The organism is Maritimibacter dapengensis (genome assembly GCF_019218265.1).
Classification (GTDB): domain Bacteria; phylum Pseudomonadota; class Alphaproteobacteria; order Rhodobacterales; family Rhodobacteraceae; genus Maritimibacter; species Maritimibacter dapengensis.
Genome location: NZ_JAHUZE010000003.1, coordinates 79,237 through 99,234, shown reverse-complemented (window position 1 = coordinate 99,234; position 19,998 = coordinate 79,237). Strand labels below are relative to the sequence as shown.

Here is a 19,998-nt window from a genome sequence, read left to right as displayed (position 1 = left end):
GCACAGACATGAGCGACCTGAACACCAAGCCGAACATCACCGCCCCCGACGATTTCTACGCGACGCTTCTGGCGGTCCACGAGGGCAAGACGAAAGAGGAAAGCGATGCGATCAATGCGCGCCTCGTCCTGATCCTGGCCAACCAGGTGGGTGATGCCGACATTCTGAACCAGGCCATCGCGCTGGCCGCCGAAGGCTGAGGAGAGAGACCATGAAGATCGAGAAAATCCACCACGTCGCCTATCGCTGCAAGGATGCGAAAGAGACCGTCGAATGGTACGGAAAGATGCTGAACATGGACTTCATCCTCGCCATAGCCGAGGACAAGGTTCCCTCCACGCATGAACCCGACCCCTACATGCACCTGTTCCTCGACGCGGGCGACGGCAACGTCCTCGCCTTCTTCGAACTGCCGACCAAGCCCGAGATGGGCCGCGACCCGAATACCCCGGAATGGGTCCAGCACATCGCCTTCAAGGTGAAGGATCGCGACACGCTGATCGAATTCAAGGAACACCTGGAGGCCAACGGCGTAGACGTGCTTGGCGTCACCGACCACTCGATCTTCCACTCCATCTACTTCTTCGATCCCTCGGGGCACCGTGTTGAACTCGCCTGCCCGGATCCGGAGGAAGAGGCGATGCTTGCGCGGCTGGACGACGTCAAATGGGACATGCTCGAAGAATGGTCGCGCACCAAGAAAGCGCCACAGCACGCCGATTGGCTTCATGCGAAAGAGTTGGAGAAATAGAGGCGCTTTCTAGCGCAGCGCGACCGAGAGGAAATCCCAGACGAACCGCAGGCGCCGGCTTTGATGGATGTCCCGATGCGCGACGAGGAAGAGCGGAAACTCCAGAGGCGGCATGTCGGGCAGAACCCGGACCACGTCGGGGTCATTATCCCCGATGCGATCGTCCAGCACACCGATCCCAAGCCCGCGTTTGACCAGCGCCCACATGACGAGGAAGTTGCCGGTTCTCAGCGGGATATTGTCGTCGGTTATCGGAAATCCGAGTTGCTGCAACATGCCCAGCATCAGGCCGGTATCGTCTAGCCCGATGAAGCGCGCACTTCCGAGCTCGCCCGGCTTCGTCACCTCGCCCAGCGCATCGACGTAATCGGGCGAGGCATAAAAACGCGCGTGCGCGGTGCGCAGGCGTTTGGCGATCAGGTCTGGTTCCTTTGGTTGGAAATTCCGGATAGCGATGTCTGCTTCGCGGCGAAGCAGGTCCGCAGCATCGTTCGATACGACGATCGAAACGGAAATGCGCGGCTCCTGTGCCTGTAGACGTTCGAGGATCGGGGGGAGCAGTATGCCGGCATAGGCATCTGAGGCGGCGATCGTCACGCGGCCGTCGATTTCGTCGTTCTGTCCATACGCGACGCGTGACAGCCCGATCGCGGCCTCACCCATCGCGCGTGCGTGGTCGAGGAGCGCGTGGCCAGCCGGCGTCAGGGTCAGGCTGTGCCCCGCCCGTTCGAACAGGACCACGCCCAGCTCGTCCTGAAACGCCTCGACCTGCCGCCCGACCGTCGGCTGCGCGAGGCCAAGGGCGCGGGCCGCCGCGGACAGAGAGCCTTCTTCTGCTGTGACGAGAAACGCGCGGGCGCGGTTCCAATCGAATGTGGTGGCGGACCAGTCCATGCATATACGCATAACATAGTCGCGAAATTGGTCAATTCTCTTGGTCCGTCCGTCAGTCTAAACCTTGGTCATCGGCCCCAACAGGGCCTCACCAAACACCAGATACACCGGGCCAAACACCGCTTCAGGCGGAGGGATGCCCCTTTGACTGAAAGGAACGACCATGTCTGTTTTCAACGATCCCACCCAACGCTCTTTCTCGCGCCTCACTGGGGCCGGGTACACCGCCATCGCAATCTTCGGTGCTTTCGCCATCGGTTATGTGCCGAGCCAAATCATCACCGACGATCCCACCACGACACTTGCCGCAATCAACGACAAACGCGGCCTGTTCAACGCCGGCATCGGCGCGGACGGTATGGTGATGATGATCGAGGTGATGGTCTCGACCATGCTCTACCAGATGTTCCGACGCGTGAACGAGACACTGGCATTCGCCGCCATGCTCGCCCGCTTCGGCATGGTCACCGTCATGGCCGCCATGCTCATGTTCCAGGCCGGGCTTTCCGGGATGGCGTCGGGAACGATCCCGGCGGACAGTGCACTCACCGAGCTGCTGCTTCATATGCATCATTCGGGCGTCTGGGTCTGGCAGATCTTCTTCGGCCTGCATCTGCTTCTGCTTGGGCAACTCGTCTGCAGGACCGAAGCGCTGCCGAAAATCTTCGCATACGGCCTGACCATCGGTGCCTTCGGCTACTTCGCGGACAGCCTTTATGCCTTCGCCTTCCCGAATGCCGACCTGCTCGGCTGGGTGCGGGTCGGTCTGCTGGTGATCGTGACCCTGTCGGAAGTGGGCTTCGCCCTCTGGCTCCTGATCCGCGCCCCGCGGATCGGGGCAACCACCCCCACCGTCTGAAACGATCCCTCAACCCAAATTCAAAGGAGAACGTCATGAAAATCGCAATCATCGGAATTTCCGGCAAGCTGGGTCAGTATATGACCCAGCACTGCCTCGACCTCGGATACGAAGTTGTGGGTGTTTGTCGACCGGAAAGCGTCGGGAAACTCGCACGGTTCAAGGATCGCATCACGGTCTTTCCCGGTCGCACGAATGACCCGGAAGTGGTGCGCCGGGCCGTCGAAAATGCGGACGGCGTGCTTACGGTTCTGGCTCCTTGGGGGGTCGAAGATTATGCTTCCGGCACGGTGCGAGCGGTCATGGACAACGCGCCAAAGGATGCACGGCTGATCTTCTCCAGCGGCTGGCACCTTTCAGTGGACGGAAAGGATCGCTACAGCTGGAAAATCCACTTCTTCGAAAAGGTCGTCGGGCCGGTCGTGCGAGCGCTCCGCGTCGTGGACCTGAACGATCAGCATCGCGCCGGGAAGCTGATCTTCTCGTCCGGTCGCAGATGGACGCTGGTGCGCGGCTCGGATCTCGAAGAAGGCGAAAGCGAAGGGCTCCCGATCTGGGCTGAACGCGCCCACGATCCCCGCCTTGCCGCCAATCGGACCCGCCGCACGGACTTTGCGCTGTTCATGGTCCATGCCCTGACCGACGAGGGGCTCGTGCAGAAGGCACCCGCGATCTCCGCGGCAGCCTAGCAGTCCGAAAAACCGCGATAGCCCGCCGTCGGCCCCGGTTCGAGCGACCAGACCAGTTCGCTATTCGCACGGAAATCGGCCTCATCGCCAAGCGCGGTGAGGTCGATCTGCATCCGCTCGGTCGAATAACTGCCGTTCTCACCTTCAAGTGCGATGAAGTACCCGTTCAGCCGGATGGCCGCTTTGTCACCGTCCTCGGTCGCCCACAGGATCGGCTCTTCGGACGGCTCACGCCGGAAGTTGCAGGTGGGCGTTTCCTCCAGCGCGGCGGCGGCCTCGGCTTCGGTCAGCGGGGCGGGGTCCAGCCCGGCGAGTCGAACGGTCGAAAGGGCATCGTTCACGCTGCCGACTTCGGGCTCCGGGTCCCGATAGACGCTTTCGACGCGCCCATCCTCGCGGATCGACGCGATCATGTAGCGCATCTCGGAGATTTCCTTGTTTTGTGCCGCCGAAATATCCTCGGCCAGCTTCGCGGCCCGCGCATCCTCGATATCCGCCCGGGTAGATGTCATGATCGCGATCGAGTGGTGCGGGATCATGGCGCGCATGTAGCTTACCCCACTTACTGTCGCCTGTGACCTGACGAGCCAGAGCGATAGGGCAAAAAGCACGATGGACCCGGTGAATATGGCGATGTTGACGCCACGGCTCGGGTACATCTTCGCCATGAACGCCATCATGACGAAAGCCATCGTCGCGCCCATAAGGATCGCCATATAGGCACGGGTTTCGGAAAAGAAGATGTCCGGCGAGGCGTATGTGTTCAGATACATCAGCCCGAACATCACAAGCGTCGACGTCGCGATCATTGCCGCGAACTTCCCATAGGTCATGTCCGCCTCCTTTCTGGGATAACGCACTCACCTCAGCCTGGTGTTCCGAAGAAAAACGCCGGGCGGCAAATGGCAACCACCCGGCGTTCGCTTGGGCCTGTTTGGGAGGGGGGCCCGGACGAGGGCGAATACCGCCCCCGGTTTCGCGTCGTCCTAGAAGAACCCGAGCTTGTTCGGGTTGTAGCTCATCAGGATGTTCTTGGTCTGTTGGTAATGATCCAGCATCATCTTGTGGGTTTCGCGCCCGATGCCGGATTGCTTGTAGCCGCCGAAGGCCGCATGAGCCGGATAGGCGTGGTAGTTGTTGACCCAGACCCGACCCGCTTCGATGGACCGCCCAAAGCGATAACAACGGTTCGCATCCCGCGACCAGACTCCGGCACCAAGGCCATACATCGTGTCGTTGGCGATCTCGAGCGCCTCTTCCTCGGTCTTGAATGTCGTCACTGACACAACAGGGCCGAAAATCTCCTCCTGAAACACGCGCATCTTGTTGTGCCCCTTGAGAATCGTGGGCTGGATATAGAACCCGTTCGCAAGCTCGCCATTGAAGCGTGCGGCATCACCTCCGGTCAGCACCTCGGCCCCTTCCTCGCGCCCGATGGTGAGGTAGGACAGGATCTTTTCCTGCTGCTCCGCGCTCGCCTGCGCACCAACCATCGTCTCCATGAGCCGCGGGTCGCCGTGTTTGATGGCTTTCACACGCTCGATCGCCCGCGCCATGAAGTCGTCGTAGATGTCCTCCTGGATGAGCGCACGGGACGGGCAGGTGCAGACCTCGCCCTGGTTGAAGGCGAACAACACGAAACCTTCGACCGCCTTGTCGAGGAACGCGTCGTCCTCGGCCATCACGTCGGAAAAGAAGATGTTGGGCGACTTGCCCCCGAGTTCCAGCGTCACCGGGATCAGGTTCTCGGTCGCCGCCTCCATGATCTTGCGCCCGGTCTCGGTCGAGCCGGTAAAGGCGATCTTGGCGATACGCGGCGAGCGGGCGAGCGGCGCGCCCACTTCGGCCCCGAACCCGTTGACGATGTTCAGCACACCGGCAGGAAGCAGGTCAGCGATCAGTTCGGCCAGCACCATGATTGCGGCGGGGGTCTGCTCTGCGGGCTTGAGCACGATGCAGTTCCCGGCGGCGAGCGCTGGGGCTAGTTTCCACGCCGCCATCAGGATCGAGAAATTCCACGGGATGATCTGCCCGACGACGCCAAGCGGCTCATGGTAATGATAGGCGACCGTATCCGCGTCGATCTCGGACATGGAGCCTTCCTGACCCCGCAGCACGCCCGCGAAATAGCGGAAGTGATCGACCGACAGCGGAATGTCGGCGGCCGTCGTTTCGCGGATCGGCTTACCGTTGTCCCAGGTTTCGGCGGTCGCCAGCAGGTCGAGGTTGGCTTCCAGCCGGTCGGCGATCTTCAGCAGAATGTTCGAGCGCTCCGCCGGGCTGGTCTTGCCCCAGGCGTCCTTTGCGGCGTGCGCAGCATCGAGCGCGGCTTCGACATCGGCCTCGCCCGAGCGCGCCACTTCGCAGACCGGCTGGCCGGTGATCGGGGTCACGTTGGTGAAATACTTGCTCGACTTCGGCGCAACGAACTTGCCGCCGATGAAGTTGTCGTAGCGGGCTTTGAATGGCGACGTGAAGTAATCCACGGCCAGTTGGGTCATCTCGTTCATGGGGTATCCTCCCGGAAAATTCCTCTCCGGGTCCTCCGCCCGGATTGGCATGACCATGACGCGCCGCACCGCCCTGGTCAGCGGGGGCAATCACGTGGGGGAGTGGGAAGTGTCTCAACCATGAGACAGGTTCGGCTCAGCGACCTTCGATCCCGAGCCGTTTCATGCGCCGATAAAGCGTCGCGCGACCGATTCCTAGCGCGCGGGCGGCCTCCGATACGTTGCCATCCGCGCGGGCCAACGCCCGAATCACGGCAGCGCGTTCGGCTTTCTCGAACCCTGTGGGGCCATCCTCCCGCCCGAGGATGTCTGCCGCGGGCCGCGGCGTGATCGCATCGCTGCCCAGTTCGAAGACCCGCCGTGCCTCGCGCGTGGCACCGACGACGAGGTCGTCCGCATCAAGAGCAAGCAGCACGGCGGCGTCGGTGTCGTCACTGTCACCCACGACGATCCGCGCAGATGAGAACGCGGCGCGGAAATTGGCCTCTTCGATGGCGCGCGCGGTTTGGGCGACCTGCGCGGCGATCAGGCGGTTGAAGCCCTCGGTCTGGTCAGCCCGCGCCGACGACACGTCGAGCGCGGCCACGATCCGCCCGTCCGGGCCATAGATCGGCGCGTCGATGCAGGACATGGCAGTGTTGCGGGCGAAAAAATGCTCCTCACGGTGGATGATGAGGCTGCGGTTCTCGGCAAGGCATGTGCCGATCCCGTTCGTTCCCTCTCGGGCCTCGGACCAATCCGCGCCGGTCCTTAGGCCCCAATCCGCAAACGTGTCCTTGTCCGCATCCGTCGTGCGCTGGTCGAGGATCACGCCCTCGGTATCCGTCAGGAACACCGCACAGCCCGAATTTCCGACCAGCGAGAACAGCCGGTCCAGACGTGGCGCCGCGACGGTCATGAATTTGTCCAACGCGTCGCGCCGCTCGGACAGCGTGCTTCCGTCGACCACATTGGTCGCGCGACCTTCGGACGGATCGAGCCCGTGCTTGACCACAGAGCGCCGCCAGCTCGCCGCAAGCCGCGACCGCGCCGCTGCCGAATTGGATTGCGCTGTCGCGAGAACTCTCTCGATATGTGCGTTCTCGACCGGTCTTGTCATGATGTTGCGCTCCTCCGGCCATCAGACTAAGGCCAGATCGGCCTTCATAGCAAGGTCGTTGCCTGCCCGCCCGGTGGTGAAGGCGAAGTCGCGCATGGCGAATTTCATGCCAAAGGTCGCATTGGGGAACGGGCGCTGCTGAAATTTGAGGCATTCGCCAAAAAGTAGATCGATGGCCTGCGGCAAACTCTTTACATTCGACCCCGCCGCGCGTCTCTCGGGCCAATGAAGCAAAACCTCCACGTCGTCATCGTCGAAAAAAGCGCCGAACGGGGCGTGCTGATCGAGCAGTCATTGCGCGCTGCCGGCGATTTCGATGTGTCTATCGTGGACGATACACACGGACTGAAGGCCAGGATCGCGGACCTGAATCCTGATGTCGTTCTGATTGATATCGAAAATCCGTCGCGCGACACGCTCGAGGAACTTGCTATCGCCTCCGGGCCGCTCGAACGCCCGGTCGCCATGTTCGTGGAGCGTTCGGACGAGGGCCTGACCCGTGCCGCGATCGAAGCCGGGGTATCCGCCTATATCGTTGACGGGCTGAAGTCGGACCGGGTCAAGCCGATCCTCGACGCCGCCGTGACCCGGTTCAACATGTTCCACCGGATGCGCGCGGAGCTCGAGACGACAAAGCGCGCCCTTGAAGAACGAAAGGTCATCGACCGGGCCAAAGGCCTTATCATGAAGGCCAAGGGGCTGGGCGAGGACGAAGCCTATGCGCTCCTGCGCAAAGCCGCGATGGATCAGAACAAGCGGGTCGCGGACGTGGCCCAGGCTCTGGTCAACTCAGCGGGGCTGTTGTCATGAAGGGGACTGTGCTCTCGGTCGGGTTCATACCGTTGGTCGATGCCGCGCCGCTCATCGTGGCGCAGGAGATGGGGTTCGCGGCGGAAGAGGGGCTGGCGCTTGATCTGGTGCGCGCGCCGTCCTGGTCGTCTCTGCGCGACATGCTGGTGTTCGGGCGGGTCGATGCCGCGCATATGCTGTCGCCCGTGCCGGTCGCGACGGCAATGGGACTTGGTGGTGCCGGTACCGATCTTGCCGTTCTGTCCATCCTGTCGGTGAATGGCAATGTCGTCGGCGTCAGCCGCGAACTGGAATCGCGCCTGCGCGATCACGGGCACGATTTCGCATTCGATGATGCCGAAGCCGCTGGCCGTGCCTTGATCGCATGCGCGGGCGGCGGCTTGCGTATCGGGGTGCCGTTCCCGTTCTCGATGCACGCCGAACTGCTATACTACTGGCTGTCGGCGCTGGGCCTGCCTGCACCGCAGGGCGTGGACATCCGAACCGTGCCGCCGCGTCTCATGGCCGATGCGATCGAGGCAGGCGAGATCGACGCGTTTTGCGTGGGTGAACCCTGGGGGTCGATCGCGGTCGAAAACGGCGTGGGTGCGCTGCTGCTGCCAACAAGCAGGATCTGGGCTTTCGCACCGGAAAAAGCTCTCGCGGTCCGCGCGGATTGGGTGGCATCCGAGCGCAACCTGTCGGCCCGGCTGATACGGGCGACATGGCAGGCGGGTCGCTGGTTGGAGAGGGGTGACAATCGGCTCCTCGCGGCCGAGCTTCTGGGCCGTCCCGAATACCTGGATCTCGCGCCCGAGGTGATCGACCGCGCCCTGTCAGGCCATCTCATAATCAATTCGTCGGGCGAGACCCGCAATGTCGAGGGTTTTGTCGGATTCAGCGACGCGGCCGCCAATTTCCCCTGGCGGTCGCAGGCAATGTGGATCGCCGGTCAACTGGCCGCACGAACCGGGCTGGACAGAGTCGCTGCGATGCGGTCCGCCGAAACCGTGTTCCGCCCCGATCTGTTCCGGGCGGCTCTCGACGCGAGCGGCGCGGACCTGCCCGGTGCCTCCTCCAAGATCGAGGGCGCGACAAGGGTCGAAACGCCGGTCGCCAGCGGGACGGGCAAACTGTTCCTTGGCCCCGATTCCTTCTTCGACGGTCGAACTTTTGACCCGGATGAGGCAGTTCGCGGGGAAAACGCGCTTAAAAAGTGAGCGCTCTCTGCACCGCAGCAAAAACTCTGCCGCTCTTACATCTGCGAAATTGATTATCCCGATCCAAGCCGTCACTCATGATGTCAGGCGGGCAACGATGCCTGCCTACGAATTTCTCCCAGTGTCTGGGACCAACAGGGCAAAGCCGCTCGATTTGTATTCGCGACCTCCTCCCCGCGAATCCGAATCGGGCGGTTTTCTCGTTTATGGGCTTCACGCTCTCACCGATCATAAGGGACTGATCATGAAGAACTTTATCGCTGCACTCGCAACAACCACGGCGCTGACTGCACCGGCCATGGCCGAGATGCTGGACCTGGAAAAAGACGAGCTGACATTCGGCTTCATCAAGCTGACCGATATGGCGCCCCTCGCGGTCGCCTATGAACAGGGCTTTTTCGATGACGAAGGCCTCTTCGTTACACTCGAGGCACAGGCCAACTGGAAAGTCCTCCTGGATGGCGTCATTTCGGGCACGCTCGACGGCGCGCACATGCTCGCCGGACAACCGCTGGCGGCGACAATCGGGTACGGCACCGAAGCGCACATCATCACGCCCTTTTCAATGGACCTGAACGGCAACGGCATCACCGTGTCGAACGAGGTGTGGGACATGATGAAGCCGAACCTCCCGATGGACGGCGACAAGGTCGCGCACCCGATCTCGGCCGAACATCTCAAGCCCGTGATTGAAGAGTTCAACGCCCAGGGCAAGCCCTTCAACATGGGCATGGTGTTCCCGGTCTCGACCCACAATTACGAGCTGCGCTACTGGCTCGCCGCAGGTGGGATCAACCCTGGCTATTATTCGCCCGAAGATGTCACCGGCCAGATCAACGCAGAGGCCTTCCTCTCCGTCACGCCCCCGCCGCAGATGCCCGCGACGCTCGAGGCTGGCACGATCTCGGGTTACTGCGTGGGTGAGCCGTGGAACCAGCAGGCTGTGTTCAAAGGAATCGGCGTGCCGGTTATCACCGACTACGAGCTGTGGAAGAATAACCCGGAGAAGGTTTTCGGCATCACCGCCGAGTTCGCCGAGGAGTATCCGAACACCACGCTCGCGGTGACCAAGGCGCTGATCCGCGCGGCCATGTGGCTGGACGAGAACGACAACGCCAACCGCCCGGAAGCCGTGGAAATCCTGTCGCGCCCCGAATACGTGGGCGCCGATTACGAAGTCATCGCCAACTCGATGACCGGCACGTTCGAATACGAAAAAGGCGACAAGCGTGAAGTGCCCGACTTCAACGTGTTCTTCCGCTACAACGCGACCTACCCCTATTACTCCGACGCCGTCTGGTATCTGACCCAGATGCGCCGCTGGGGTCAGATCGCCGAAGCCAAGCCGGACAGCTGGTACGACGAAGTCGCCAAGTCGGTCTACAAGCCCGAAATCTACATGGAAGCCGCCCAGCTTCTGATCGAGGAAGGCCACGCGACTCCCGACATGTTCCCGGCTGCCGAAGAGGATGGCTACAAAGACCCGACCCCGGCCGAAGACGTGATCGACGGCATCGGTTTCGACGGCTCGCAGCCCAACGCCTATCTCGAAAGCCTGCCGATCGGCCTCAAGGGTGCGCAGCAGGTCGTGGGCAACGAGATCCAGGGCTAACGAACAGGAGCCGCTCATCCCCTCCACTGCCGCGTCCACGTGAAGACGAGACAATGGCTTGGACGGGCGGCTCCCCTCCTGACCAAACACTTCCTTCGAGGACGAGACCATGACCACCGTCGATCCCAATTTCGCAGCCGATGAAGCGCGGGAAGCGCGTCGGGCCCGCATGTTCACCCGCATCAACAAGGCGGACAATTATTTCAAGGTTCTCGGCCTTGCCTGGATCACCCCGATCCTGAAGGCATTGGCGGGTGACAACCCTCGAGCGCAGGGTAAGGAGATCTGGCAGCTTCTCGGTGTTCCGCTCGTCGCTATCGCAGTTTTCCTCGTGGCTTGGGGCGTGCTTGCGCCAAAAGTTCAGACCTCTCTTGGCGCGATCCCCGGACCCGTGCAGGTCTGGCAGGAGGTCGTTTCGCTGCACGAAGACTCGCGTGAGAAGGCGGTGAAGGAGCAGACACACCGTGAACGCGTGGACGCGCGCAACCAGCGTTACATCGACGCGGGCGAGACTGATAAGGTAAAGGACATCCCCTTCACCGGTGCGCCTAGTTACTACGACCAGATCTGGACCTCGATCCAGACCGTTTTCTTCGGGTTCCTGATCGGGTCGCTCATCGCCATTCCGATCGGTATCCTCGCGGGCCTTTCGCGCACGGCCAACGCCGCCGTTAACCCGCTCGTCCAGATCTTCAAGCCCGTGTCGCCGTTGGCGTGGCTCCCGATTGTCACGATGATCGTATCGGCCGTCGCCGCCGAAGGCACCTCGGGTCTCTTTCCCAAAAGCTTCATCATTTCGGCCATCACCGTGACGCTCTGTTCACTCTGGCCGACTTTGATCAACACCTCGCTGGGTGTGGCTTCGATCGACAAGGATCTCGTCTCGGTCTCCAAGGTGCTCAAGATGAACACCTGGACAAAGATCACCAAGCTCGTGCTGCCGTCCGCTCTCCCGCTGATCTTCACTGGCCTGCGCCTGTCGCTGGGCGTCGGTTGGATGGTCCTCATCGCGGCCGAGATGCTGGCCCAGAACCCGGGTCTTGGGAAGTTTGTCTGGGACGAATTCCAGAACGGCTCATCCCAGTCGCTCGCCCGGATCATGGTCGCCGTGTTCACCATCGGGATCATCGGCTTCCTGCTCGACCGCGTGATGTTCGCGCTCCAGTCGCTCTTTACCTTCTCGAACAATCGGTGAGCCCCATGTCCGTGATCGAATTCAAGAACGTCTCAAAGTCTTTCGGGCAAGGCACCGAAGAAACCCCGGTTCTCCAGAACGTCGATCTGGCGGTCGAGGAAGGAGAGTTCCTCGTGCTCCTCGGGTTTTCGGGCACCGGCAAGACCACCCTCATCAACCTCATGGCGGGGCTGGAATTTCCGACCTCGGGAGCAGTGACCTTCAAAGGCGAAAGGATCGAGGGCCCCGGACCCGAGCGTGGCGTGATCTTCCAGAACTACTCGCTCATGCCGTGGCTCACGGTTCATGGCAATGTCATGCTGGCGCTCGAAGCGGTCTTTCCGAAGATGCCGAAGGCCGAGAAAGAGGAAAAGGTCGCCCATTACATCAAGATGGTCGGTCTGTCCCATGCCGTCGGCCGCCGCCCTGCGGAGTTGTCGGGCGGCATGCGCCAGCGCGTGAACGTGGCCCGTGCCCTCGCCATGAACCCCGAAGTGCTCTTGCTCGATGAACCGCTTTCGGCGCTCGACGCGCTGACCCGCGCCAACTTGGGCGACGAGATCGAGGCGATCTGGCAGGCCGACAAGAAAACCTGCGTGCTGATCACCAACGATGTGGACGAAGCCATTTTGCTGGCTGATCGCATCATCGCGCTGAACCCGGACGGAACGCTGGGCCGCGAGTTCAAGGTGGATCTCGAACGCCCCCGCAACCGGGGCGAAATGAACCATGACGACACGTTCAAGAAACTGCGCGCCGAGGTGACGAAATATTTGATGGATGTCGGAATCGAAGCAAAGACCGAAGGCTCCCGCCAGCTTCCGAACGTCACCGCGATACACAACCTGCCGACCGCAGTAGCAGAGGCAGCCGCGTCGCGGCTCGAGGACAAATATCTGGAGTTCTCCAGGATACACAAAATTTATCCGACCCCCAAAGGTCCGCTCACCGTGGTCGAGGATTTCGACCTCAACGTGAAGAAGGGCGAGTTCATCTCGCTGATTGGTCACTCGGGCTGCGGCAAGTCTACTGTTTTGACAATGACCGCCGGCTTGAACGCGATCTCCAAGGGCGGGATCATTCTTGATGGTAAAGAGGTGGTCGAAGCCGACCCCGAGCGCGCCGTCGTGTTCCAGTCGCCGAACCTGTTCCCCTGGCTGTCGGCGCGCGAGAACGTGGCGATCGGGGTGGACAAGGTCTATCCGAAAGCATCGCGGGCCGAGCGCCAGGACGTGGTCGATTATTACCTTGAGCGTGTCGGACTTGGCGACGCGATGGACAAATCCGCATCGGATATGTCCAACGGAATGCGCCAACGTGTCGGCATCGCCCGCGCCTTTGCCCTGTCCCCGAAACTGCTCTTGCTCGACGAACCCTTCGGGATGCTCGACAGCCTGACCAGATGGGAACTCCAGGAGGTGCTGATGGAGGTCTGGGACCGTACGAAGGTCACCGCGATCTGCGTGACGCACGACGTCGACGAAGCGATCCTTCTCGCTGACCGCGTGGTGATGATGACGAACGGGCCGCAGGCCACGATCGGCCAGATCACCAACGTCGATCTGCCCCGCCCACGCACCCGCAAGGCGCTTCTCGAACACCCCGATTACTACCTTTACCGCGAGCAGGTGCTGAATTTCCTCGAGGAATACGAGCACGGAAAACAGGGCAAGTCGGAAACGGCGAAAGCACCCGCAAAGCCCGGTTCGCAAAAGGCCGCCTGAAGGCCCTGAGATGAGTGTGGTTCTCAGGGTCATCGAAGGCGGTCGTCAGGGCTCAGAGCCCGAGTATTGGAAAGGAGGCGGCATGATGGATGTCGCGATCGAAGAGAAAACCCGAACCTTCATCCAGGTTTCTGAAATCTGGGTGCCGGACGGGGATACGCTCATCCACGGGGGTGGCAGCTATGGCGACCTTGGCGCATTCGAAGCGGCCTCTGTCCGCGAAAGCTTCGCGCTGGGTGAGGGACTGCCGGGCAAAGCCTGGGCTGAAGGAAGCCCCGTGGTGCTCAAGGAATTCGACGGTTCGTATTTCAAACGCACCGAGGTTGCCACCGAGGCCGGCCTGACAGCCGCCGTCGCGATCCCGGTCTTCGACGGCAAGACGCTCATGGCGGTGCTTGTCGTATTGTGCGGCGACGACGACGAACATGTCGGCGCGATCGAAGTCTGGGAAGAGACCGACAAGCTCTTGATGCTGAAAGACGGCTACTATGGCGCCGCCAAGCATTTTGAATGGGTCAGCCGGCATACGCATTTTCCCATAGGGCAGGGGCTTCCCGGCGGGGTCTGGTCCTCCGACACGCCCATGCTGTTCCGTGACCTCGGCGCCGGCTATCGCTTTATCCGCGCCGACAGCGCGGGCAAGGCGGGGCTCACCACCGGGCTTGGCCTGCCGGTTCCTGTTCCAGATGGCGCGACCTTCGTCCTGACACTTCTGTCCGCACGCGGCACCCCGATTGCACGGCGTTTCGAGATCTGGGACGCGCGACGGCAGAAGGTCGGCAAAGCTGGCGGTGCGGTGCTGGTCGATGGGGTCTGCGAACGCAATGGACCGCTCTGGACCGACGAAAACATTTCCGCGCCCCGCACCGCCGCGCGGAACCAGGGCAACATTGGCAAAGTGCTGGCAACCGGCCTTCCGGTCATCGTCTCCGGCACCCCCAAATTCACCGAAGGGTACGACACGATGGTCGCCCTTCCGATCTATGGCGACGGCGACATTGCGCACATCGTCGCCTGGTACGTCTGACGGGAAGCAGGGAGAGCATCATGCAGAAACTCGTCATCATAGGTGCCGGCATGGCTTCGGGCCGCGCAATCGAGCACCTGCTCGAAGCTGCGCCGGGGGCATTCGACATCACGCTGTTCAATGCCGAACCGCGCGGCAATTACAACCGCATCATGCTGTCGCCGGTTCTGTCCGGCGAGAAAACATACGAGGAAATCGTCACTCACGACGCCGATTGGTATGAAGCAAACGGTGTCACGTGCCGCTTCGGCGAAAAGGTCGTGGAAGTGGATCGCGCACGCAAAGTGGTGGTCGGCGAGAAAGGCGAAGTGCCTTACGATCAACTGATCTTCGCGACCGGCTCCAACGCGTTCATCATCCCGATGCCAGGGCATGATCTGCCCGGCGTCGTCACATTCCGCGACCTGGAAGACACCGGCGCAATGATCGAGGCCGCCGGAAAGCCGGGCAGTCGTGCCGTTGTAATCGGTGGCGGGCTTTTGGGATTGGAAGCGGCTGCGGCGTTGCGTCTGCGTGGAATGGACGTGACCGTCCTGCACATCGCCACGCACCTCATGGAGCGGCAACTGGATCCTGCTGCAGGGTATCTGCTCAAGAAGGACCTTGAACGCCGCGGGATCAACGTGATCCTGGAAGCGCAGTCGAAAGAGATCGTCGGGAACGGCAGGGCCGAACAGGTGAACCTTGCCGACGGCACCGAACTTCCCTGCGACATCGTCGTCATGGCGGTGGGTATCCGCCCCGCGGTGTCGCTGGCGCAGGAATGCGGCCTCGCTTGTGGGCGCGCAATCGAAGTGGATGCGCAGATGCGCACCAGCGACCCGAGCGTCTTTGCGCTCGGGGAATGCGTCGAATTCGAGGGCAATCTCTTTGGACTCGTTGCGCCGCTCTACGATCAGGCCAAGGTCTTGGCTGCGACGCTGACCGGCGGTGAGGCCACATTTGCCATGCGTGAACTGTCGACCAAGCTCAAGGTCACGGGCTGCGACCTGTTCTCCGCCGGGGATTTCGCCGAAGGCGAAGGGCGTGAAGACATCGTTTTCCGTGATCCGGCGCGCGGCGTTTACAAACGTCTCGTGATCGAGAACGACACGCTCGTGGGCGCTGTGATGTACGGTGACACGGCGGACGGAAACTGGTTCTTCGGGCTGATCAAGGATGGCGAGGATATCTCGGACATCCGCGAGACGCTGATTTTCGGGCCGGGTTTTCTGGGGGGCGACACTGCGGACCCTCTGTCAGCCGTTGCAGCGTTGCCGCCTGAGGCGGAGATCTGCGGCTGCAACGGCGTATGCAAAGGCGATATCGTGGCGGCGATTGACGGCGGCGCGACCGACCTCGGCGCCTTGCGCGCGACGACCAAGGCAAGCGCGTCTTGCGGCACTTGCACGGGGCTCGTCGAACAGGTGCTCGCAGTTACCTTGGGTGACGGGTTCCAGATGCCCACCGCGCAGCCGATCTGCGGCTGCTGCGACCTCACCCACGAGGACGTCCGGCGGCTCATCAAGTCGCAGGAGCTGAAATCGCAAGAAGCGGTCTGGCAGGAACTGGGCTGGAAGACGCTGAACGGTTGCCACGTTTGCCGACCTGCTGTGAATTATTACCTGCTGGCCGATTGGCCGATCGAGTATCAGGACGACCCGCAATCGCGGTTCGTCAACGAACGAAACCACGCCAATATCCAGAAGGACGGGACTTACTCTGTCATGCCCCGGATGTGGGGCGGGATGACCGATGCGGCCGAATTGCGTGCGATCGCGGATGCGGCCGAGAAATACGGCGCGGCCGTCAAGGTCACGGGTGGCCAGCGCATCGACCTGCTCGGTATCACGAAAGAGGACCTGCCGCATATCTGGCGCGACCTGAACGAGGCCGGAATGGTCTCGGGCCATGCGTATTCAAAGGGTCTGCGAACGGTCAAGACCTGCGTGGGATCGGATTGGTGCCGGTTCGGCACGCAGGACAGCACGGGGCTTGGAATCAAGCTCGAGAAGCTGCTCTGGGGGTCCTGGACACCGCACAAGGTCAAACTCGGTGTCTCTGGCTGCCCGCGAAATTGTGCCGAGGCGACGTGCAAGGATGTGGGCATCGTATGTGTCGACAGCGGCTATCAGATTTCGGTCGCGGGTGCCGCCGGGATGGAAGTCAAGGAGACCGAACCTCTCGCCACGGTCAAAACCGAGGACGAGGTGCTGGAATGGACCGTGGCTTTCATCCAGCTCTATCGCGAAGGCGCGAAATATCTGGATCGGCCCTACAAATGGGTCGCCAAGGTCGGGTTGAACTGGATCGTCGAACATCTCTCGGATGCCGACACGCGCCGCGCCCTGAACGCGCGGTTCGAACTGTCGCAATCCGTCTATCGCACCGATCCCTGGGCGGCGGAAGTCGCAAAATCCGAACGCTATACGCCGCTTGCCGACCTGACTTTGGAGGCCGCCGAATGAAGAGCTGCCGCTCCCGATCCGGTCATGATGCGGGCCTGCTTGGCGCGCTGGCCAAGTGGCCCCTGCCCGAAGTCGGGGCGGGCAACCAACCTATCGAAACGGAGGTCTCATGATGAACTGGATCGACATCGGAACCATCGACGACATTCCCGAACGGGGCGCACGGCTGGTCAAGACGCCCGTAGGCTGCGTCGCCGTCTTTCGCACATCGGGTGACGAAGTGTTCGCCGCCTCGAATTCCTGCCCGCACAAGGGCGGGCCGCTCTCGGAGGGGATCGTTCACGGAAACAAGGTGACCTGCCCCCTGCACAACTGGGTGTTCAGCCTGGAAACCGGAGAAGCGCAGGGTGCCGACGAAGGCCGCATCGCGACCTATCCGATCCGCATCGAGGATGGCAGGCTCCTGCTGGACGCTTCGGCCCTCGCCGCGAAAGACGCCGCCTGATGGACGGGGCGGGCCTCCCCACGACCCGTTCGACTTGCCCATATTGTGGCGTGGGTTGCGGCGTGCTCCTGCGCCCGGACGGGCAGGGCGGGCTAGACGTACGCGGCGACCCGGATCACCCCGCCAACCGAGGCAAGCTCTGTTCGAAAGGGTCTCAACTGGGTCAGACCCTCGGGCTGGACGACCGCCTGCTTTCACCCAAAATCGACGGTGAAACGGCCGACTGGGACAGCGCGCTTGGGACCGTCGCGTCCCGCTTTGCCGCGACCATCGCCGAGTATGGCCCGGACAGCGTGGCGCTCTATGTGTCTGGCCAGCTCCTGACCGAGGATTATTACGTCGCCAACAAGCTCGCCAAGGGCTTTTTCGGCACGGCAAACATCGACACGAACTCGCGGCTTTGCATGGCCTCGACCGTTGCCGGACACAAACGCGCCTTCGGGACCGATACTGTGCCGGGCACGTATGACGACCTGGAGCAAGCCGACCTGATCGTGCTGACCGGATCGAACCTCGCATGGTGCCATCCAGTGCTCTACCAGCGCATCCTTGCGGCCAGGAAGAACCGGGGAACCAGGATCGTCGTCATCGACCCGCGCCGAACGGCCTCCTGCGACGGGGCCGATCTGCATCTCGCGCTTGCACCCGGTTCGGACGTGGCGTTGTTCAACGGGCTGCTGTCCGAGATCGCGCAGCGCGGCCTGATCGACGCCGACTTTGCCGGAAACGTCACAGGGCTGGACGAAGCACTCGCCACTGCGCGGTCCGAAGACCTGTCCGTCACGGGCCTGTCCGACACCGACCTCTCGGCGTTTTTTGATCTCTGGTGCGGCACTGAAAAAGTCGTGACGATTTTCTCCCAGGGCGTGAACCAATCCACATCGGGGAGTGACAAGGTCAACGCGATCCTGAACTGCCACCTTGCCACCGGGCGGATCGGCCAGCCGGGGACGGGGCCGTTTTCCGTCACAGGACAGCCCAATGCAATGGGCGGGCGCGAAGTCGGCGGGCTGGCCAACATGCTCGCCTGCCACCTCGACATCGAAAATGCCGAACATCGCCAGACCGTGCAGGGTTTCTGGTCGGCGCCTGCCGTTCCGACTTCAGCCGGCCTCAAGGCCGTCGACATGTTCCGCGCGGTCGGCGAGGGCCGGATCAAGGCGCTCTGGATCATCCACACCAACCCCGCGGTGTCGATGCCCGAGGCCGACCGGGTGCGCGACGCTATCGACGGTTGCGATTTCGTCGTGGTGTCGGATGTGACCGAACGAACGGATACCGCGCGGCTTGCGAATGTTCTCCTGCCCGCGACGGCGTGGGCCGAAAAATCCGGCACAGTGACCAATTCCGACCGCACGATCAGCCGTCAACGTGCCGTGCTCCCCGCGCCCGGCGACGCGCGCCCCGATTGGGCGATCCTTGCCGAGGTCGGGCGGCGCATGGGCTGGCAATCCGCATTCGATTACCAGAGCCCCGCCGAAATCTTCCGCGAATACGCGGCCCTTTCGGGGTTCGCCGCGAGGTTCGGTCGCGACTTCGACATCTCCGGGCTCCAAAATCTGTCCGACGAGGAATACGATACGCTCGCGCCTGTTCGCTGGCCGGTCACGGCGACGCGGGTGGGCGGCCGGTTCTTCGGTGACGGGCGGTTTTTCACGCCGGATGGCAAAGCGCGGATGCTCGCCGTCAACCACCGCGCCCCCGCCGCGTCTCCCTGCGATGCGCGACCCTTCGTGTTGAATACCGGGCGCTTGCGCGACCAGTGGCACACCATGACGCGCACCGCGAAATCGTCGCGCCTGTCCGCCCATTTGCCAGAGCCTTTCCTTGAAATTCACCCCAAGGATGCCGCCCGTCTTCGCCTGTCACCCGCTGCGCTGGTCCGGGTCGAGAACGATCTCGGCAGCGCGATCCTGCGTGCGCGGATCACCGACGCCGTTCGCCCCGGTGAGGTCTTCGCCCCGATGCACTGGACCGGCGAAACGGCCCCCTCTGCCCGGATTGACGCGCTGGTCGCGGGGGCTTGCGACCCGGTGTCCGGCCAGCCGGAGAGCAAGGCGTCCACCGTCAGCATCTCGGAATATCGTGCGCGGTGGTATGGGTTCGCTGTGTGTTCGGGCGATTTGCACCCGACCGCGCCCTACTGGACCCGCACACGTACCGACGCAGGCTACCGTTCCGAATTGGCGGGCAAGGCAGAGCCGGATGATTGGGAAGAATTCGCGCGGGACCTTTTCGCGACGGATGCCGCGGTTCAGATCGTCGACGACCCGAAGCGCGGCAATCATCGGTTCGCATTTCACGCCGAGGGCCGTCTCGTCGCCGCCCTGTTCGTGTCGCGCAGCCCGACCGCGGTGACGCGCGATTACATTGCCACCTTGCCCGGAACCGAAGCGCCCGCGGTGTTGTCGGGACGCGCTCCTGCAGATCGCCCCGACCCGGGCCCCACGATTTGTTCCTGCTTCGGAGTTGGCATGAATACCATCGTGCAGGCCATCGAAGAACAGGCTTTGACCAGTGTCGATGCGATCGGTGCACATCTGCAGGCCGGCACGAATTGCGGCTCTTGCCGCGCCGAACTCGCGTTTCTGCTCGAAAAATCGCGTCCCATGCAGGCTGCCGAATAGCGCGATCCGTGCGCAAAAAACTGGCAAGCATTGGCGCGATCTGCACAATACTTAACCAGGTTTACCAGTTGTTTGATTCTATGTGCCCAGAACTGGACGTCGTCTGGGCGACAGACGAAATCTTGCCTGTC

18 protein-coding genes are annotated in these 19,998 nt (G+C 62.3%); 13 read left to right on the top strand and 5 right to left on the bottom strand.

The annotated features are described in order from the left end of the window. The first annotated feature begins 8 nt into the window (after positions 1-8). Both KJP28_RS12710 and KJP28_RS12705 read left to right on the top strand, forming a co-directional pair. Positions 9-200: a DUF2783 domain-containing protein gene (locus KJP28_RS12710; RefSeq protein WP_218392978.1), complete on the top strand. Its 192-nt coding sequence runs from the start codon at positions 9-11 to the stop codon at positions 198-200. Positions 201-211: 11 nt separating this feature from the next. Further along, positions 212-751: a VOC family protein gene (locus tag KJP28_RS12705; protein ID WP_218392977.1), complete on the top strand. Its 540-nt coding sequence runs from the start codon at positions 212-214 to the stop codon at positions 749-751. A gap of 9 nt (positions 752-760) precedes the next feature. Here the strand turns inward: KJP28_RS12705 and KJP28_RS12700 are convergent, their stop codons facing one another. Next, positions 761-1,645 carry a LysR family transcriptional regulator gene (locus KJP28_RS12700; RefSeq protein WP_255552379.1) on the bottom strand — a complete coding sequence of 295 codons (885 nt, stop codon included), beginning with the start codon at positions 1,643-1,645 and terminating at the stop codon, positions 761-763. Between the two features lie 163 nt (positions 1,646-1,808). Here KJP28_RS12700 and KJP28_RS12695 point away from each other — a divergent pair, with 163 nt between their 5' ends. Both KJP28_RS12695 and KJP28_RS12690 read left to right on the top strand, forming a co-directional pair. Continuing rightward, positions 1,809-2,504 (top strand): DUF4386 domain-containing protein, encoded by a 696-nt coding sequence (locus KJP28_RS12695; RefSeq protein ID WP_218392975.1) that lies wholly within the window; start codon positions 1,809-1,811, stop codon positions 2,502-2,504. A gap of 35 nt (positions 2,505-2,539) precedes the next feature. Beyond that, entirely contained in the window at positions 2,540-3,193 is a 654-nt protein-coding gene (locus KJP28_RS12690) for an NAD(P)-dependent oxidoreductase (RefSeq protein ID WP_218392974.1), read from the top strand. Here KJP28_RS12690 and KJP28_RS12685 read toward each other — a convergent pair. From KJP28_RS12685 to KJP28_RS12670, 4 genes are all read right to left on the bottom strand, one after another. Continuing rightward, the gene (locus KJP28_RS12685; protein WP_218392973.1) at positions 3,190-4,026 is read right to left on the bottom strand and encodes a DUF305 domain-containing protein; all 837 of its coding nucleotides are present in this window, start codon (positions 4,024-4,026) and stop codon (positions 3,190-3,192) included. The two genes, KJP28_RS12690 and KJP28_RS12685, sit on opposite strands and share 4 nt — an antisense overlap. A gap of 153 nt (positions 4,027-4,179) precedes the next feature. Beyond that, positions 4,180-5,703, bottom strand: a complete 1,524-nt coding sequence (gene adh / locus KJP28_RS12680) for an aldehyde dehydrogenase (protein WP_218392972.1) — start codon at positions 5,701-5,703, stop codon at positions 4,180-4,182. Between the two features lie 136 nt (positions 5,704-5,839). Continuing rightward, a complete protein-coding gene (locus KJP28_RS12675) occupies positions 5,840-6,802 on the bottom strand; it encodes a helix-turn-helix domain-containing protein (protein WP_218392971.1) in 963 nt (320 codons plus the stop codon). 21 nt (positions 6,803-6,823) lie between these two features. Continuing rightward, positions 6,824-6,988 (bottom strand): hypothetical protein, encoded by a 165-nt coding sequence (locus tag KJP28_RS12670; protein ID WP_218392970.1) that lies wholly within the window; start codon positions 6,986-6,988, stop codon positions 6,824-6,826. A 39-nt stretch (positions 6,989-7,027) separates the two neighbouring features. Here KJP28_RS12670 and KJP28_RS12665 point away from each other — a divergent pair, with 39 nt between their 5' ends. From KJP28_RS12665 to KJP28_RS12625, 9 genes are all read left to right on the top strand, one after another. Further along, positions 7,028-7,612 carry an ANTAR domain-containing response regulator gene (locus KJP28_RS12665; protein WP_218392969.1) on the top strand — a complete coding sequence of 195 codons (585 nt, stop codon included), beginning with the start codon at positions 7,028-7,030 and terminating at the stop codon, positions 7,610-7,612. Continuing rightward, positions 7,609-8,811, top strand: a complete 1,203-nt coding sequence (locus tag KJP28_RS12660; RefSeq protein WP_218392968.1) for a CmpA/NrtA family ABC transporter substrate-binding protein — start codon at positions 7,609-7,611, stop codon at positions 8,809-8,811. The genes KJP28_RS12665 and KJP28_RS12660 overlap by 4 nt, the downstream gene beginning before the upstream one ends. A 244-nt stretch (positions 8,812-9,055) precedes the next feature. Next, positions 9,056-10,423 carry a CmpA/NrtA family ABC transporter substrate-binding protein gene (locus KJP28_RS12655; protein ID WP_218392967.1) on the top strand — a complete coding sequence of 456 codons (1,368 nt, stop codon included), beginning with the start codon at positions 9,056-9,058 and terminating at the stop codon, positions 10,421-10,423. A 109-nt stretch (positions 10,424-10,532) separates the two neighbouring features. After that, on the top strand, positions 10,533-11,618 hold the full coding sequence (locus tag KJP28_RS12650; protein ID WP_218392966.1) for an ABC transporter permease: 1,086 nt from the start codon (positions 10,533-10,535) through the stop codon (positions 11,616-11,618). Positions 11,619-11,623: 5 nt separating this feature from the next. Continuing rightward, positions 11,624-13,321: an ABC transporter ATP-binding protein gene (locus tag KJP28_RS12645; RefSeq protein WP_218392965.1), complete on the top strand. Its 1,698-nt coding sequence runs from the start codon at positions 11,624-11,626 to the stop codon at positions 13,319-13,321. An 82-nt stretch (positions 13,322-13,403) separates the two neighbouring features. Next, on the top strand, positions 13,404-14,348 hold the full coding sequence (locus KJP28_RS12640; RefSeq protein WP_255552378.1) for a GAF domain-containing protein: 945 nt from the start codon (positions 13,404-13,406) through the stop codon (positions 14,346-14,348). 20 nt (positions 14,349-14,368) lie between these two features. After that, positions 14,369-16,795 carry a nitrite reductase large subunit NirB gene (nirB, locus tag KJP28_RS12635; protein ID WP_218392964.1) on the top strand — a complete coding sequence of 809 codons (2,427 nt, stop codon included), beginning with the start codon at positions 14,369-14,371 and terminating at the stop codon, positions 16,793-16,795. A gap of 112 nt (positions 16,796-16,907) precedes the next feature. Continuing rightward, entirely contained in the window at positions 16,908-17,240 is a 333-nt protein-coding gene (nirD, locus tag KJP28_RS12630) for a nitrite reductase small subunit NirD (protein ID WP_218392963.1), read from the top strand. Then, positions 17,240-19,867, top strand: coding sequence for a molybdopterin-dependent oxidoreductase (locus KJP28_RS12625; RefSeq protein ID WP_218392962.1), 2,628 nt, complete (start codon positions 17,240-17,242; stop codon positions 19,865-19,867). The genes nirD and KJP28_RS12625 overlap by 1 nt, the downstream gene beginning before the upstream one ends. Positions 19,868-19,998 lie beyond the last annotated feature (131 nt).